The following is a 13,576-nucleotide window of genomic DNA, read 5'->3' on the forward strand; positions in this document are numbered from 1 at the left end:
CAATCTTGACACCGGGGGGAGCATTCAGCGTATCAACGTTGAGCGATGGGCTCGACGCTATGCACACGGACATAGCCCAGTTGCGATGGCGTTACGCCACTCAGTCGCAGTTCAAAGATTTGCTCGGTTTTTGGCAGCAGCGAGCTGGCGCTCTGAATTTGTTGCGACTGCGCCTGCGCGGTCAGAGGCATACCGGTCGCGGCATCCAACTGGCCCCACTCCAACGTAGCGGTAAAGCCTGGCAGATATTGGCCTGAGAGCGTGCGCACATACAGTATTGCCTGGCTGCCGTTGGCCTCGCTCTTCACATAGTTGAGCGATAGGCTCAGCTCACCCACGCTGCTGTGTAATTTGGCGGCGTTATTGGCGGCTGGCAGCAGGTAGACACCGCTGGTAGAGCTTTGGTTAAGCCGATTTTGGCGCTCCAGGGCGGTAGCCTGCTCGGTCAACTCCCCCAGCACCTGTTTCAGCTCAACCACCTGGTTGGTGAGTTTCGGCACTTCGCGGTTCTGTGCGCAACCGGCCAATAGGATCATGGCGGTGAGCAGACAAACCTGACGATAACGGATTGTCATAACGGCAATTTCCTTTTCAATCACACTGGCTACCAGCTTAGCCCGATCGCTGGCCAAAGTCATGTCCAGTGCCTTTTATGGCTGCTTTATCACTCAATCATGGAGGCAATTCGCAACAAATGCCCGGCGGTCTTTGTTGTGGCGTTAGTTCGGGGTAAACTGTGCCCAACTATGTAAACGCTTATCAGGACGAGTTATGCATTGCCCTTTCTGCGCTGCCGTTGATACCAAAGTGATTGATTCCCGCCTGGTGGGTGATGGATCGCAGGTGCGCCGTCGTCGCCAATGTCTGGTCTGTAATGAACGTTTTACCACTTTTGAAGTGGCCGAGCTGGTGATGCCACGGGTGATCAAAAGTGATGAGGTTCGCGAACCGTTCAACGAAGATAAACTTCGCCGTGGCATGCTGAAAGCGTTGGAAAAACGCCCGGTCAGCTCCGACGATGTAGAAAACGCCATCAACCACATCAAGTCCCAGTTGCGCGCTACCGGTGAGCGTGAAGTGCCCACCAAAATGGTCGGCAATCTGGTGATGGATGCGTTAAAGAAGCTGGATAAGGTCGCGTATATCCGCTTCGCTTCGGTGTATCGCAGTTTTGAAGACATTCGCGAATTCGGCGAAGAGATCGCCAAACTGCAGGATTAACGGGATCCGCATGCAAAACGACGAATTCTATATGGCACGTGCCTTTGAGCTGGCACGTCTGGGGCGTTTTACCACCACACCGAACCCGAACGTGGGCTGCGTGATCGTGCGCGATGGTAGTATCGTGGGTGAAGGCTTTCATTTGCGGGCCGGTGAGCCTCATGCGGAAGTACACGCTTTGCGCATGGCAGGGGAAAAGGCGCGAGGGGCTACGGCCTATGTCACGCTGGAACCTTGTAGCCACCATGGCCGTACGCCACCTTGTGCAGATGCTTTGATTGCAGCGGGAGTCAGCCGCGTGGTGGCAGCCATGCAAGATCCTAATCCGCAGGTTGCCGGGCGTGGACTATACAAGCTGCAACAGGCGGGCATCGAAGTGCGCCACGGCGTAATGCTGGCAGAGGCAGAAGCGGTCAATCTGGGGTTCCTCAAGCGTATGCGCACCGGGTTTCCCTATGTGCAGCTCAAGCTGGGCGCTTCACTGGATGGCCGTACGGCGATGGCCTCGGGGGAAAGCCAGTGGATCACCTCACCGCAGGCCCGGCGGGATGTACAGGAGTTGCGGGCGGCCAGTTCGGCGATCCTCAGCACCAGCGCAACCGTGTTGGCCGACGATCCTTCGCTAACGGTGCGCTGGGATGAACTGAGCAGTGAAACCCAGCAGATTTATCCGCGTGACAGCCTGCGCCAGCCGCTACGGATTATTCTGGACAGCCAGAACCGGGTCACGCCTCAGCACTGGGTCGTGCAGCAACCGGGTATGACTTGGTTGGCACGCCAGCAGCCAGACGATCGGGTTTGGCCGGCAGGGGTGGAGCAATTATCTTTCCCACTGCACGGCGGCGGTATCGATCTGGTGGTAATGATGATGCAACTGGCCAAGCGCCAGGTGAACAGCATCTGGGTCGAGGCTGGCGCACAGCTTGCCGGTGCGCTGCTGCAGGCTGGGCTGGTGGATGAGCTCGTCTTGTACATCGCGCCCAAACTATTGGGGGATAATGCCCGTGGGCTGTGCCAACTGCCGGGGCTGACGCACTTGGCCGATGCGCCTGAGTTTGTCTTTAGCGAGGTACGCCAGATTGGCCCCGATCTGCGCCTGCGGTTAACCGCCAAATAGAGAATGTAACCTTTGCCTGCCGGTGCAGCCGCGTTTTACAAAAGCGCCGCGCAGCCGGGCAAAGAATATGATAGAATCCGCCCCCCTGCGGGGTATTGAACCCATTTTTAAGGAAAGCCCATGAAAGTTATCGAAGGTGTTGTTGCTACTCCAAATGCCCGTGTGGCGATCGCAATTGCACGTTTTAACAATTTCATCAACGACAGCCTGCTGCAAGGTGCCATTGATGCACTGAAGCGTATCGGCCAGGTTGCTGATGACAACATCACCGTTGTTTGGGTCCCAGGCGCTTACGAGCTGCCATTAACCGCACGCGTGCTGGCTAACACCGGTAAATACGATGCGGTGATTGCTCTGGGTACGGTGATCCGTGGGGGCACCGCGCACTTCGAATATGTGGCGGGCGAAGCCAGCTCCGGTCTGGGCCAGGTCTCTATGAATACCGAGATCCCGGTTGCCTTTGGCGTGCTGACCACCGAAAGCATCGAACAAGCGATCGAGCGTGCTGGCACCAAAGCGGGCAACAAAGGCGCAGAAGCCGCCCTGACCGCACTTGAAATGATTAATGTAATCAAAGCTATTAAAGCCTGAATTTAGTTTAAGGGGAATTCCGTGAAACCTGCTGCTCGTCGTCGCGCTCGTGAGTGCGCTGTTCAAGCGATTTACTCTTGGCAGTTGTCTAAAAATGACATTGCCGATGTTGAACACCAGTTCCTGACGGAGCAGGATGTCAAAGATGTTGACGTCGCCTATTTTCGTGAGCTGCTGTCCGGTGTGGCAGTCAACGCAGGTATGCTGGATGGCCTGATGGCCCCCTTCCTGTCGCGCCAGCTCGAAGAATTGGGCCAGGTGGAAAGAGCCGTGCTGCGCATTGCGCTGTTCGAGCTGAAAATGCGTGAAGACGTCCCTTACAAAGTGGCCATCAACGAAGCGATCGAACTGGCGAAAACCTTCGGCGCAGAAGATAGCCACAAGTTTGTAAATGGCGTGCTGGATAAAGCAGCCCCCAGCATCCGTAGGAAAAAATAAAATATAAGGCCGGGAAACCGGCCTTACTTCTTTGGAAGACGAATTATGGCATGTGGCGAATTTGATCTCATTGCCCGCTATTTTGACCGGTTCAAAAGTGTGCGCCGCGACGTACAGCTCGGCATTGGCGATGACTGCGCACTGCTTACAGTGCCGGAAAAACAGCTTTTAGCCATCAGTACCGATACCCTGGTTTCGGGTATTCACTTCCTGGCGGATATCGATCCCGCCGATCTCGGTTATAAAGCCCTGGCGGTTAACCTGAGCGACCTGGCAGCAATGGGCGCCGATCCCGCGTGGCTTTCGCTGGCGTTGACGTTGCCGGAAGTGAACGAAGAGTGGCTCAAGGCGTTCAGCGATAGCCTGTTCGAACAGATGAATTACTACGGCATGCAGCTGATTGGCGGCGACACCACCCGTGGCCCGCTGAGCATGACGTTGACGATCCACGGCCATATCCCGGTCGGGCGGGCGTTAACCCGCAGCGGTGCACGCATTGGCGACTGGATTTACGTGACCGGTACGCTGGGGGACAGCGCCGCCGGGCTGGCAATCCTGCAGGATCGTTTGCAAGTGAGCGATCGAGCAGCTCAAGAATATCTATTGGCGCGCCATCTGCGTCCGCATCCGCGTGTGCTGCAAGGCCAAGCGCTGCGTGATTTGGCCAGCTCGGCGATCGATATCTCCGACGGTCTGATTTCCGATCTGAGACATGTGCTGAACGCCTCTGAGTGCGGTGCCCGTATTGAACTGGATGAGTTGCCGCTGTCGCAGACGCTGACCAGCAATACCGAGGCAGATCAGGCGCTGCGTTGGGCGCTGACCGGCGGCGAAGATTATGAACTGTGCTTCACCGTGCCAGAGATCAATCGGGGTGCGCTGGAAGTGGCATTAAGCCATTTAGGAGCGGATTACACCTGTATTGGCCAGATTGGCCCGCAGTCTGAAGGGATGAAGTTCTACCGCGATCAGCAAGAAGTTGAACTGCCTTGGAGTGGTTACGATCACTTCGGGAGCGCTCAATAGCCATCAGTATGGCGTTATGAGTCTCTTTGGGCTCAGACTGATCCTGTTAGTAAGAGATGGCTTTATTCCGGCCTGAGCTATTGGCCGAAACCTAAAAACCCGACCTCAGCAGTCGGGTTTTTGCATTTTTGACTACGCTTGGCTGCTATTCAAAGCCGACCACATGATGCGGCACATAGGCCGTTTCTAATTCTGCAATTTCCTGTGATGTAAGCTCCAGATCAATGGCGGCTACGGCATCGATCAAATGTTCGCTGCGTGAAGCACCAATAATCGGCGCGGTAACCACCGGTTTACTCAGCAGCCATGCGAGGGCGATTTGCGCTCGCGAAACGCCGCGCTCTTCAGCAATAGTGGCTACGCGTTCGGCAATCAGAGCATCAACCCCTTCGGTAGCGTCATACAAGGTTTTGCCATATTGGTCGCTGACCAGACGCGCTGTGGTTTCGCCCCAAGGGCGTGTCAGCCTGCCACGTGCCAGCGGGCTCCAGGGAAGTACTGCAATCCCTTCGGCGGCGCAGAGCGGGTGCATTTCGCGCTCTTCTTCCCGTTGGATCAGGTTGTACTGATCCTGCATGCTGGCAAAGCGTGTCCAGCCGTGCAGATCGGCGGTGTACAGCGCCTTGGCAAACTGCCAGGCGTACATCGAAGAAGCTCCGATATAGCGTGCCTTACCCGATTTTACTACGTCATGCAGGGCTTCCAGCGTCTCTTCGATCGGGGTTTCATAGTCCCAACGGTGGATTTGCAGTAAATCGACGTAGTCGGTACCCAAACGCCGCAGACTGTCGTCGATCGACTGCATGATCTTGGGCCGTGACAGGCCACGTTCCAAGTTGCTCATGGCGTTATAGACTTTGGTGGCGATCACCACCTCGTCGCGGCGAGCATAGTCGCGCAGTGCCCGGCCAACGATCTCCTCGCTGCTGCCATCGGAATAGTTGTTGGAGGTATCAAAGAAGTTGATTCCCGCATCCAGCGCCTGCTTGATCAACGGACGGCTGCTTTCCTCCGGCAGCGTCCAGGCATGGTTGCCACGTGAGGGCTCGCCATAGGTCATGCAACCCAAACAGATGCGGGAAATGTTGAGATCGGTGTTACCTAGCTGTAGATATTTCATGCCTCTCTCCTGTGTACCGTTCAAAAAATAACTGTAGCGGAAAATGATGCAGAAATGATGGGCGTGGCGTTGAAGAGTGGGATTGATAAGGGCGCCCAGTGCGGCGCCCTTAGCTAGTTTATGCCAACCAGGTTTCGATCTGGCGTTGAATACCGGCCGCATCCAGGCCCAGATCGCTGCGGATCTCTTCCTGGCCGCCCTGTGGGATAAAGTAATCCGGCAGGCCAATGTTCAGTACGGGCACTACACGGCGTTTGGCCATCAGCAATTCGTTAACCCCACTGCCAGCGCCGCCCATAATGGCGTTTTCTTCCAGCGTCACCAACACTTCGTGGCTGGCGGCCATTTCCAGCACCAGTTGCTCATCCAGTGGTTTGACGAAGCGCATGTCCACCAGCGTAGCGTTCATCGCTTCGGCGACCTGAGCGGCTTCCGCCAACAGGGTACCAAAGTTGAGGATGGCAATCTTTTCCCCTTCGCGGCGCACGATGCCCTTACCGAGCGGCAGTGCGGCCAGAGGTTCCAGCGTTGCCCCCGTACCGTTGCCCCGTGGGTAGCGTACCGCACTTGGGCCAGCGTTATGGTGATAACCGGTGTACAGCATCTGGCGACATTCGTTTTCGTCGCTCGGCGTCATGATCACCATATTCGGGATGCAGCGCAGGAACGAAATATCAAAGGCGCCCTGGTGGGTCTGGCCGTCGGCACCGACAATGCCGCCGCGATCGATGGCAAACATCACCGGCAGCTCCTGGATCGCCACGTCGTGGATCACCTGATCGTAGGCGCGCTGCAGGAAGGTGGAGTAGATCGCCACCACCGGCTTGTAACCGCCGATCGCCAACCCGGCGGCGAAAGTCACCGCATGCTGCTCGGCGATCGCCACGTCGAAATACTGCTGCGGATAGTCGCGAGAGAACTGCACCATGCCGGAACCTTCGCGCATGGCTGGCGTGATCGCCATCAGTTGGCTGTCTTTGGCCGCCGTTTCACACAGCCATTCGCCAAAGATCTTGGAATAGGTTGGCAGGCCGCCAGCACTTTTTGGCAGGGTGCCGCTCGCCGGATCGAATTTCGGCACCGCGTGGAAGCTGATCGGATCCTTTTCTGCCGGAGCATAGCCACGGCCTTTTTTGGTCATGATATGCAGTAACTGTGGGCCTTTCAGGTCACGCATGTTTTTTAGCGTAGCGGCCAATCCCTGCACGTCGTGCCCGTCTACCGGGCCAATGTAGTTAAAGCCCAGCTCTTCAAACAGCGTGCCTGGGACTACCATACCTTTGAGGTGTTCTTCGGTACGCTTGAGCAGTTCTTTGATCGGCGGCAGACCGGAAAGCACCTTCTTGCCGCCTTCGCGCAGCGTGGAGTAGAGCTTGCCAGACAGCAGTTGCGCCAGATGATTATTCAACGCCCCGACGTTTTCTGAGATCGACATTTCATTGTCGTTCAGCACCACCAGCATATCCGGGGTGATGTCGCCCGCATGGTTCATGGCTTCGAACGCCATGCCTGCGGTGATGGCACCGTCGCCAATCACGCAGACGGTGCGGCGGTTTTTGCCCTCACGCGCGGCGGCCACGGCCATGCCAAGACCCGCGCTGATCGAGGTTGAAGAGTGGCCAACGGACAACACGTCATATTCACTTTCGGCGCGCCACGGGAATGGGTGCAGGCCGTTTTTCTGGCGAATGGTCGAGATGCGGTCACGCCGACCGGTCAGGATTTTGTGTGGGTAAGCCTGATGGCCAACGTCCCAAACCAGGTGATCGAAAGGGGTGTTGTAGACGTAATGCAGTGCCACCGTCAGCTCGACGGTACCCAGCCCAGACGCAAAGTGGCCACTGGAACGGCTGACGCTGTCCAGCAGGTATTGCCGCAGTTCATCACACAACTTCGGCAGGCTTTCTTTTGGCAACGAGCGGAGTTCTTCAGGATTTTCCGCTAAGGCCAAGGTCGGGTATTTGGCTATATCAAGACTCATTCAGTACTCATATCAGAGGAGTTAATTGTCGCGTTCAATAATGAAGTTGGCCAATGCACGTAATGGTGCGGTGTTATAAGATTGTGTGGCCAACGAGTCTAATGCGGCCAAGGCTTCCTGATAGAGATCCCACGCTTTTAACTTGGCGCTGTCAAGCCCAAGTAGGGCCGGGTAGGTACTCTTGCCAAGCTGTTGGTCGGAGCCTTGGCGTTTACCGATTTTTTCGGTTTCGCCCACGACGTCAAGAATATCGTCCTGCACCTGAAACGCCAGGCCAATGGCGGCCGCGTAACGGTCAAGTTCAGGGAGTGCAGCACGGCCCGGTTCACCGGCGGCCAATGCCCCCAAGCGAACCGCAGCACGGATCAGCGCGCCGGTTTTATGGCGATGGATTTGTTCTAGTGCCTGTAGATCGATCTGCTTGCCTTCGGCTTCCAGATCCAGCGACTGGCCACCGCACATACCGGCAACGCCGCTGGCTTTGGCCAGTTCGGAAATCATCGCCAGCCGATCGCGCAGTGCCACATCGGGCATGTCGGCGTCAGCCAGGATCGAGAAAGCCAGCGTTTGCAGGGCGTCGCCCGCCAGAATCGCGTTAGCTTCGCCAAATTTGATATGACAGGTTGGCTGGCCACGGCGCAGATCGTCGTCATCCATTGCTGGCAGGTCGTCATGGATCAGCGAATAGGCATGGATGCACTCCACCGCCGCCGCTGGGGCATCCAGATTCTCCAGGCTCAGGCCAAACATTTGCCCGGTGGCGTAAACCAGGAAAGGCCGTAGCCGTTTACCGCCCAGCAAGGCGCCGTGACGCATCGCCTCAACCATTTTGCCCTCATTGAACGGCAGCGGAGCGATATAACCAAGCAGTGCGCGATCGCTGCGCTGATGGAAGGCCTGTAACTGATCGTGGAACTCAGACATCGTAATTACTCAGCGTCCGGGGTAAAAGGGGTCAGTGCAGCATCGTCGTTATGGTCGTTGAGCAGGATCTGTACGCGCTGCTCAGCCTGTTGCAGCTTTTGTTGGCCCTGGCGAGCCAATTGGACGCCACGTTCAAACTCATTGAGCGCATCTTCCAGCGGCAGCTCGCCGGATTCCAACCGGGTTACGATACTTTCGAGTTCGCTCAGAGAATTCTCAAAGCTGATGCCTTGCTCTTTACTGTCTGATTGTGCAGGTTTTTTCGCCATAGTTTTCTTTTTACATCATCATGTGAACAGTGGGGCCCGAGCCTATCCTAGCGGATCTTGATTAGCAAATCATGGCACGTCTATGTGGTTTTGTGCACGGCGCGCGTGCAGATAGTGATATACTTCGCGCCCAGATAAGATTGATAAAAGCTCGGCCAGCCCGCGATTTTATCAATCTTATCGCCATTGTATACCTAATAGCCTTGCAGTGGCAGCTAACCGCCGCCGCTGAACCCCGTAGGGCAGAGGTATTGCCTAATTTTCATCAGACTATAAAGACCGCCATGAAGTTTATCATTAAATTGTTCCCGGAAATCACCATCAAGAGTCAATCTGTGCGCTTGCGCTTTATTAAGATCCTGACTACCAACATCCGTAACGTCCTGAAGCAGTATGATGAAACTCTGGCGGTTGTCCGTCACTGGGATTTTATCGAGGTGCGTGCCAAAGATGAAGATCAGCGCCCGGTGATTGCCGATGCCCTGACGCGTATTCCCGGCATTCACCATATCCTGGAGGTGGAAGATCGCGCCTATACCGATGTCCACCACATCTTTGAGCAGACGCTGGAAACCTACCGCGAGCAACTGGAAGGCAAGACCTTCTGCGTACGGGTGAAACGCCGTGGCAAGCATGAGTTCAGCTCGCAGGATGTTGAGCGCTACGTTGGTGGCGGTTTGAACCAGCATATTGAAAGCGCACGCGTCAAACTTTCTCGCCCTCAGGTCACGGTGAACCTGGAGATCGATGACGACAAGCTGATGTTGGTCAAGGCGCGCCGCGAAGGCATTGGTGGCTACCCGATCGGCACCCAAGAAGATGTGCTGTCACTGATTTCCGGCGGTTTTGACTCCGGTGTTTCCAGCTATATGCTGATGCGCCGTGGCTGTCGCGTACATTATTGCTTCTTTAATCTGGGTGGCGCGGCGCATGAAATTGGCGTCAAGCAGGTTGCCTACTATCTGTGGAACCGCTTCGGCAGCTCACACAAGGTGCGCTTTGTGGCGATCGATTTCGAACCGGTGGTCGGTGAGATCCTGGAAAAGGTCGATGACGGCCAGATGGGCGTGGTGCTCAAGCGTATGATGGTGCGTGCCGCTTCCCAGGTTGCTGAACGTTATGGCGTGCAGGCTTTGGTGACCGGCGAAGCGCTGGGCCAGGTTTCCAGCCAGACCCTGACCAACCTGCGCCTGATCGATAACGCCTCCGATACCCTGATCCTGCGCCCGCTGATCTCGCATGATAAAGAGCACATCATCAACGTGGCGCGTGAAATCGGCACTGAAGACTTCGCCAAGACCATGCCGGAGTATTGTGGTGTGATCTCAAAAAGCCCGACGGTCAAGGCAATCAAAACCAGGATTGAAGAGGAAGAAGGGCACTTTGACTTCGAGATCCTCGATCGCGTGGTGCGCGAAGCGCGTAACGTCGATATCCGCACTATCGCAGAAGAAACCAGTCAGCAGGTCGCCGAAGTAGAAACCGTGGCTGAATTCAGCGCTGACGAAGTGATCCTGGATATCCGCTCGGCGGACGAGCAGGAAGAGAAACCGCTGCAACTGGTGCAGGTGGAAGTCAAACTGCTGCCGTTCTACAAGTTAGGCACGCAGTTTGCCGATCTCGATCAGAGCAAAACCTATCTGCTGTACTGTGAGCGCGGCGTGATGAGCCGTTTGCAAGCGCTGTACCTGCTGGAGCAGGGCTACGCTAACGTTAAAGTCTACCGCCCGTAATCTGCGTTGCAGGGTAGCAATGCCGTTTCTCTGGTGTTGCTACCCATAACCACTTCCCCTGTTTGATCCTCCTTTTTTCTCTTTCCCCTCGAATAACTTTGACAGAGTGGCTTACTTTGGTTTATTTATTGTTACGTTATAACATATCTTTTTATTGATTGGGAAAGGAGCAGGTTAATGCAGTTAAAACAGTTGGTGGTGATACTGCCTTTTTGGTTTGTCAGCCATTCTCAGGCCCATTCTTTATGGGTTAATGCGCTACCCGCTGCGGGTGGGCAGAGCACGATAGAGCTCGGTTATGGAGATGAGTTCCCTACCGCAGAAGCGATCCCTGAAGATCGCCTGCACATTTTCGCACCGGCACAGCTGATCGGAAAAAATGGGGATCTGATGCTGAAGCCTGGTAAAGAGAATTACCAGTTCGTGACGGAAAAACCGTTAGCCAAGGGCAGCTATGCCGCTATCGCTCTCTATAAACCCACCTATTGGTCGAAAAATAAAGCGGGATGGCAACAGCAGAGCAGGACGGAAATGCCGGATGCGCTGTACTGCGAGCGGGCCTCCATGTTCGGTAAGACCATTGTGAACATCGATGGTGCGACAGAGACCGCCGTCATCAGCCAGCCGCAGGGATTGCAGTTGGAAATTATCCCGTTAGCCAACCCGGCTACTATCAAGCCAGGGCAGCCGTTGCCAATACAGGTATTGTATGACGGGAAACCGCTAAAGAATGCCGATGTGACGGCGACGTTTGCCGGTTTTGGCGACCAACATGAGCACCACGGGCATACTCATAGTCATGCCAAAGCCTTTTTGAATCAGACCGACGGCAAGGGCAAAGTCAATGTTTACCCGCTGAAGGCAGGATATTGGGTAGTCGAAACCGAACATAAACTGCCTTATGTGGATAAGGCGAAATGTGATGAATCCGTGTTGCTTTCAACGCTGACCTTTACCATCAGCGAATAAGTCATTGGCTTGGCAGGCCAACCGGCCTGCCGATATTGATTCAATCGCGGAAGTCGTACATGCCAGGGATCAGTACCAGCTGTGCCGCTATCTCTGCCGCTTTGGCCTTACCCAACAGCAAATCGATCAGTTTCAGGGCAAACTCCATCGAGGTGCCTGGCCCTTGACTGGTGAGCAGGTTGACGCGCGGGTCGAACACAACGCGTCTTTCCATCCACTGCCCTTCTGGGATCTGCTCTTTCAGGCCGGGGAAGCCGGTCATATTGCCGATCGGGAACAGTTGGTGATGCTGCAATACCAAGGCCGGTGCCGCACAGATGGCGGCGACAATATTGCCTTGCAGATGCATCTGGCGGACTTTTTCCACCAGCAACGGGCTATCGCGAAAACATTCCGCACCCTTGATGCCGCCAGGTAAGACGATGGCGTCAAAGTGGTCATCAACAATCGCCACCAAGGGAGCGTCTGCCAGCAGCTTCACGCCGCGTGAGCAGACGATGGTCAGGCCACCGTCACTGGCAACGCTGGCGGTCGTTACTTTGACTCCGGCACGAACCAGCAGGTCGATGGTGGTTACGGCTTCGGTTTCTTCACTACCAGGTGCCAGGCAGACCAATACCGATGCGCTCATAGCTATTTTCCTTGCGTTTAATGATTTCAAACAGGCGGGTATTTTCTGGCAGGGGAATGCCGTGGCTGCGTCCGCGACGCAGCAAATAACCGGTAATGTAGTCGATCTCTGTGTGCCGCTGAGAACGGATATCCTGCAGCATCGAGGAGATGTTGTCCGCCGTTGACTGGATCACCTGCATCACATAGAACACCAGGCTTTCGCACGAGGTGTGGTGGCCTTCCATCTCCATCACGCTAGCCACTTCACGGCAGATAAGCTCTATCTGCTCAGGATAGCGTTGCAGATCGCCATTACGGCAGTCATACAGTACGGTTAGCGGGTTGATGACGCAGTTGACCGCCAGCTTGCGCCAACTGGCCGAAGTAATATTGTTATGCCAGGCAACGTCTGGCAGGGCTTGATGCAGTATCTCTGCCAGATGGCTGAGATGGGTGGCTTGCCGTGTCGTTGGGCCGATATGGGTGGTGCCGTTGGCGACGTGCACAATAGTGTTACCATCATGGCGTGCGGCATGCGTGGTGATGCCCTGTAACACCGGCTGGCTGTGCGGTGGCAACTCCTCTTGAGTCCCTATGCCGTTATGCAGTAGCAAAATGGCACAGCGAGGGTTTAGTTTGGGCAGCAATGCCGTCACCGCGCTGGAAACCTGCCAGGCTTTCAGTGTAACCAGCAGTAACTCACTTTGCCGCAGGTGTTCGGGATCGTTGGTGGGCAAATTACGGTTAAACGATGTGCCGTCGGGGTCAATGACGTTGACCGCACAAAATGGCTGGGGCACCCGTAACCATCCCTGTACATCGTGGCCCTGCTGATATAGCTTGGCAAGCCACAGTTGTCCGAGTGCACCGCAACCAAGAATGGTTATTTTCATTAAATCTCCTTGGTGTCCGGTAAGACCACTGGTGGATCCTTTTGATTATAGGCTTATCTGTTATTGAACGTCTTGTTCAAGCGCATATCCGAATTTTGCCTGAAACCGCAAAGCGGGTATCATGCACGGCAACGAAATCATAGAGCACCCATTCAGGAGGAAGAGAAGTATGCCATCTTTCGACATCGTTTCCGAAATTGATATGCAGGAAGTTCGCAACGCCGTTGATAACGCTACCCGCGATCTCAGCACCCGTTGGGATTTCCGTAACGTACCGGCCAGCTTTGAGCTGAACGAGAAAGACGAAAGCATTAAGGTCGCCAGCGAGTCTGACTTCCAGGTGCAGCAACTGCTGGATATCCTGCGCGAAAAACTGATGAAACGCAGCATTGAAGGCGGCGCGCTGGAGATCCCGGAAGAGTTGACCCACAGTGGCAAAACCTACAGCGTGGATGCCAAGCTCAAGCAGGGGATCGAAAGCTCAATGGCGAAGAAGATCGTCAAGCTGATCAAAGACAGCAAGCTGAAGGTACAGGCGCAGATCCAGGGTGATGAAATCCGCGTTACCGGTAAGGCGCGTGACGATCTGCAAAGCGTGATGGCGCTGATCCGTGGTGCCGATCTGGGGCAGCCGTTCCAGTTTAAAAACTTCCGCGATTAAGTAGTGCCGATCTGGGGGTAG

At 55.3% G+C, this 13,576-nt stretch carries 15 protein-coding genes; 8 read left to right on the plus strand and 7 right to left on the minus strand.

What is annotated here, in order from left to right; translation table 11 throughout:
• Positions 1-32: 32 nt before the first annotated feature.
• On the minus strand, positions 33-575 hold the full coding sequence (locus ACKWMY_RS25765; RefSeq protein WP_024528649.1) for a DUF3251 domain-containing protein: 543 nt from the start codon (positions 573-575) through the stop codon (positions 33-35).
• Positions 576-771: 196 nt separating this feature from the next.
• Between ACKWMY_RS25765 and nrdR the strand changes: the two genes are divergently transcribed.
• The 5 genes from nrdR (at position 772) to thiL (ending at position 4,393) form a co-directional block, all read left to right on the plus strand.
• Positions 772-1,221 (plus strand): transcriptional regulator NrdR, encoded by a 450-nt coding sequence (nrdR, locus tag ACKWMY_RS25770; RefSeq protein ID WP_021180191.1) that lies wholly within the window; start codon positions 772-774, stop codon positions 1,219-1,221.
• A 10-nt stretch (positions 1,222-1,231) separates the two neighbouring features.
• The gene (gene ribD, locus ACKWMY_RS25775) at positions 1,232-2,338 is read left to right on the plus strand and encodes a bifunctional diaminohydroxyphosphoribosylaminopyrimidine deaminase/5-amino-6-(5-phosphoribosylamino)uracil reductase RibD (protein WP_409487337.1); all 1,107 of its coding nucleotides are present in this window, start codon (positions 1,232-1,234) and stop codon (positions 2,336-2,338) included.
• A gap of 120 nt (positions 2,339-2,458) precedes the next feature.
• Positions 2,459-2,929 carry a 6,7-dimethyl-8-ribityllumazine synthase gene (ribE, locus tag ACKWMY_RS25780; RefSeq protein ID WP_021805495.1) on the plus strand — a complete coding sequence of 157 codons (471 nt, stop codon included), beginning with the start codon at positions 2,459-2,461 and terminating at the stop codon, positions 2,927-2,929.
• Positions 2,930-2,950: 21 nt separating this feature from the next.
• Positions 2,951-3,367, plus strand: a complete 417-nt coding sequence (gene nusB, locus ACKWMY_RS25785) for a transcription antitermination factor NusB (RefSeq protein WP_021180188.1) — start codon at positions 2,951-2,953, stop codon at positions 3,365-3,367.
• Between the two features lie 45 nt (positions 3,368-3,412).
• Positions 3,413-4,393, plus strand: coding sequence for a thiamine-phosphate kinase (gene thiL / locus ACKWMY_RS25790; RefSeq protein WP_024528647.1), 981 nt, complete (start codon positions 3,413-3,415; stop codon positions 4,391-4,393).
• A 145-nt stretch (positions 4,394-4,538) separates the two neighbouring features.
• On the opposite strand, the gene ACKWMY_RS25795 is transcribed toward thiL, so the two are convergent.
• The 4 genes from ACKWMY_RS25795 to xseB form a co-directional block, all read right to left on the minus strand.
• Positions 4,539-5,513 carry an aldo/keto reductase gene (locus ACKWMY_RS25795; protein WP_309047819.1) on the minus strand — a complete coding sequence of 325 codons (975 nt, stop codon included), beginning with the start codon at positions 5,511-5,513 and terminating at the stop codon, positions 4,539-4,541.
• 118 nt (positions 5,514-5,631) lie between these two features.
• Entirely contained in the window at positions 5,632-7,494 is a 1,863-nt protein-coding gene (gene dxs, locus ACKWMY_RS25800) for a 1-deoxy-D-xylulose-5-phosphate synthase (RefSeq protein WP_024528645.1), read from the minus strand.
• A 21-nt stretch (positions 7,495-7,515) separates the two neighbouring features.
• On the minus strand, positions 7,516-8,418 hold the full coding sequence (gene ispA / locus ACKWMY_RS25805; protein ID WP_024528644.1) for a (2E,6E)-farnesyl diphosphate synthase: 903 nt from the start codon (positions 8,416-8,418) through the stop codon (positions 7,516-7,518).
• A gap of 5 nt (positions 8,419-8,423) precedes the next feature.
• Positions 8,424-8,687, minus strand: a complete 264-nt coding sequence (gene xseB, locus ACKWMY_RS25810) for an exodeoxyribonuclease VII small subunit (protein ID WP_024528643.1) — start codon at positions 8,685-8,687, stop codon at positions 8,424-8,426.
• Between the two features lie 284 nt (positions 8,688-8,971).
• On the opposite strand from xseB, the gene thiI reads away from it, so the two are divergent.
• Positions 8,972-10,420: a tRNA uracil 4-sulfurtransferase ThiI gene (gene thiI / locus ACKWMY_RS25815; RefSeq protein WP_409487338.1), complete on the plus strand. Its 1,449-nt coding sequence runs from the start codon at positions 8,972-8,974 to the stop codon at positions 10,418-10,420.
• Between the two features lie 177 nt (positions 10,421-10,597).
• Positions 10,598-11,389 carry a DUF4198 domain-containing protein gene (locus ACKWMY_RS25820; protein ID WP_211135996.1) on the plus strand — a complete coding sequence of 264 codons (792 nt, stop codon included), beginning with the start codon at positions 10,598-10,600 and terminating at the stop codon, positions 11,387-11,389.
• A gap of 40 nt (positions 11,390-11,429) precedes the next feature.
• On the opposite strand, the gene yajL is transcribed toward ACKWMY_RS25820, so the two are convergent.
• Together yajL and panE are read right to left on the minus strand one after the other, a co-directional pair.
• Positions 11,430-12,020, minus strand: coding sequence for a protein deglycase YajL (gene yajL / locus ACKWMY_RS25825; RefSeq protein WP_024483935.1), 591 nt, complete (start codon positions 12,018-12,020; stop codon positions 11,430-11,432).
• Positions 11,983-12,894 carry a 2-dehydropantoate 2-reductase gene (gene panE / locus ACKWMY_RS25830; protein ID WP_024528640.1) on the minus strand — a complete coding sequence of 304 codons (912 nt, stop codon included), beginning with the start codon at positions 12,892-12,894 and terminating at the stop codon, positions 11,983-11,985. Before panE ends, yajL begins: the two co-directional genes overlap by 38 nt.
• Before the next feature lie 169 nt (positions 12,895-13,063).
• Here panE and ACKWMY_RS25835 point away from each other — a divergent pair, with 169 nt between their 5' ends.
• The gene (locus tag ACKWMY_RS25835; protein WP_024483937.1) at positions 13,064-13,555 is read left to right on the plus strand and encodes a YajQ family cyclic di-GMP-binding protein; all 492 of its coding nucleotides are present in this window, start codon (positions 13,064-13,066) and stop codon (positions 13,553-13,555) included.
• Positions 13,556-13,576: the final 21 nt, after the last annotated feature.

Source organism: Serratia sp. J2, assembly GCF_046269175.1.
Lineage (GTDB): Bacteria > Pseudomonadota > Gammaproteobacteria > Enterobacterales > Enterobacteriaceae > Chania > Chania fonticola_C.

Coding starts and splice junctions, on each gene's coding strand:
- panE (WP_024528640.1), bottom strand. CDS start 12,894: ATGAAAATAACCATTCTTGGTTGCGGTGCACTCGGACAACTGTGGCTT.
- dxs (WP_024528645.1), bottom strand. CDS start 7,494: ATGAGTCTTGATATAGCCAAATACCCGACCTTGGCCTTAGCGGAAAAT.
- nrdR (WP_021180191.1), top strand. CDS start 772: ATGCATTGCCCTTTCTGCGCTGCCGTTGATACCAAAGTGATTGATTCC.
- thiI (WP_409487338.1), top strand. CDS start 8,972: ATGAAGTTTATCATTAAATTGTTCCCGGAAATCACCATCAAGAGTCAA.
- ispA (WP_024528644.1), bottom strand. CDS start 8,418: ATGTCTGAGTTCCACGATCAGTTACAGGCCTTCCATCAGCGCAGCGAT.
- ACKWMY_RS25835 (WP_024483937.1), top strand. CDS start 13,064: ATGCCATCTTTCGACATCGTTTCCGAAATTGATATGCAGGAAGTTCGC.
- ACKWMY_RS25795 (WP_309047819.1), bottom strand. CDS start 5,513: ATGAAATATCTACAGCTAGGTAACACCGATCTCAACATTTCCCGCATC.
- xseB (WP_024528643.1), bottom strand. CDS start 8,687: ATGGCGAAAAAACCTGCACAATCAGACAGTAAAGAGCAAGGCATCAGC.
- ribD (WP_409487337.1), top strand. CDS start 1,232: ATGCAAAACGACGAATTCTATATGGCACGTGCCTTTGAGCTGGCACGT.
- yajL (WP_024483935.1), bottom strand. CDS start 12,020: ATGAGCGCATCGGTATTGGTCTGCCTGGCACCTGGTAGTGAAGAAACC.
- ACKWMY_RS25765 (WP_024528649.1), bottom strand. CDS start 575: ATGACAATCCGTTATCGTCAGGTTTGTCTGCTCACCGCCATGATCCTA.
- ACKWMY_RS25820 (WP_211135996.1), top strand. CDS start 10,598: ATGCAGTTAAAACAGTTGGTGGTGATACTGCCTTTTTGGTTTGTCAGC.
- thiL (WP_024528647.1), top strand. CDS start 3,413: ATGGCATGTGGCGAATTTGATCTCATTGCCCGCTATTTTGACCGGTTC.
- ribE (WP_021805495.1), top strand. CDS start 2,459: ATGAAAGTTATCGAAGGTGTTGTTGCTACTCCAAATGCCCGTGTGGCG.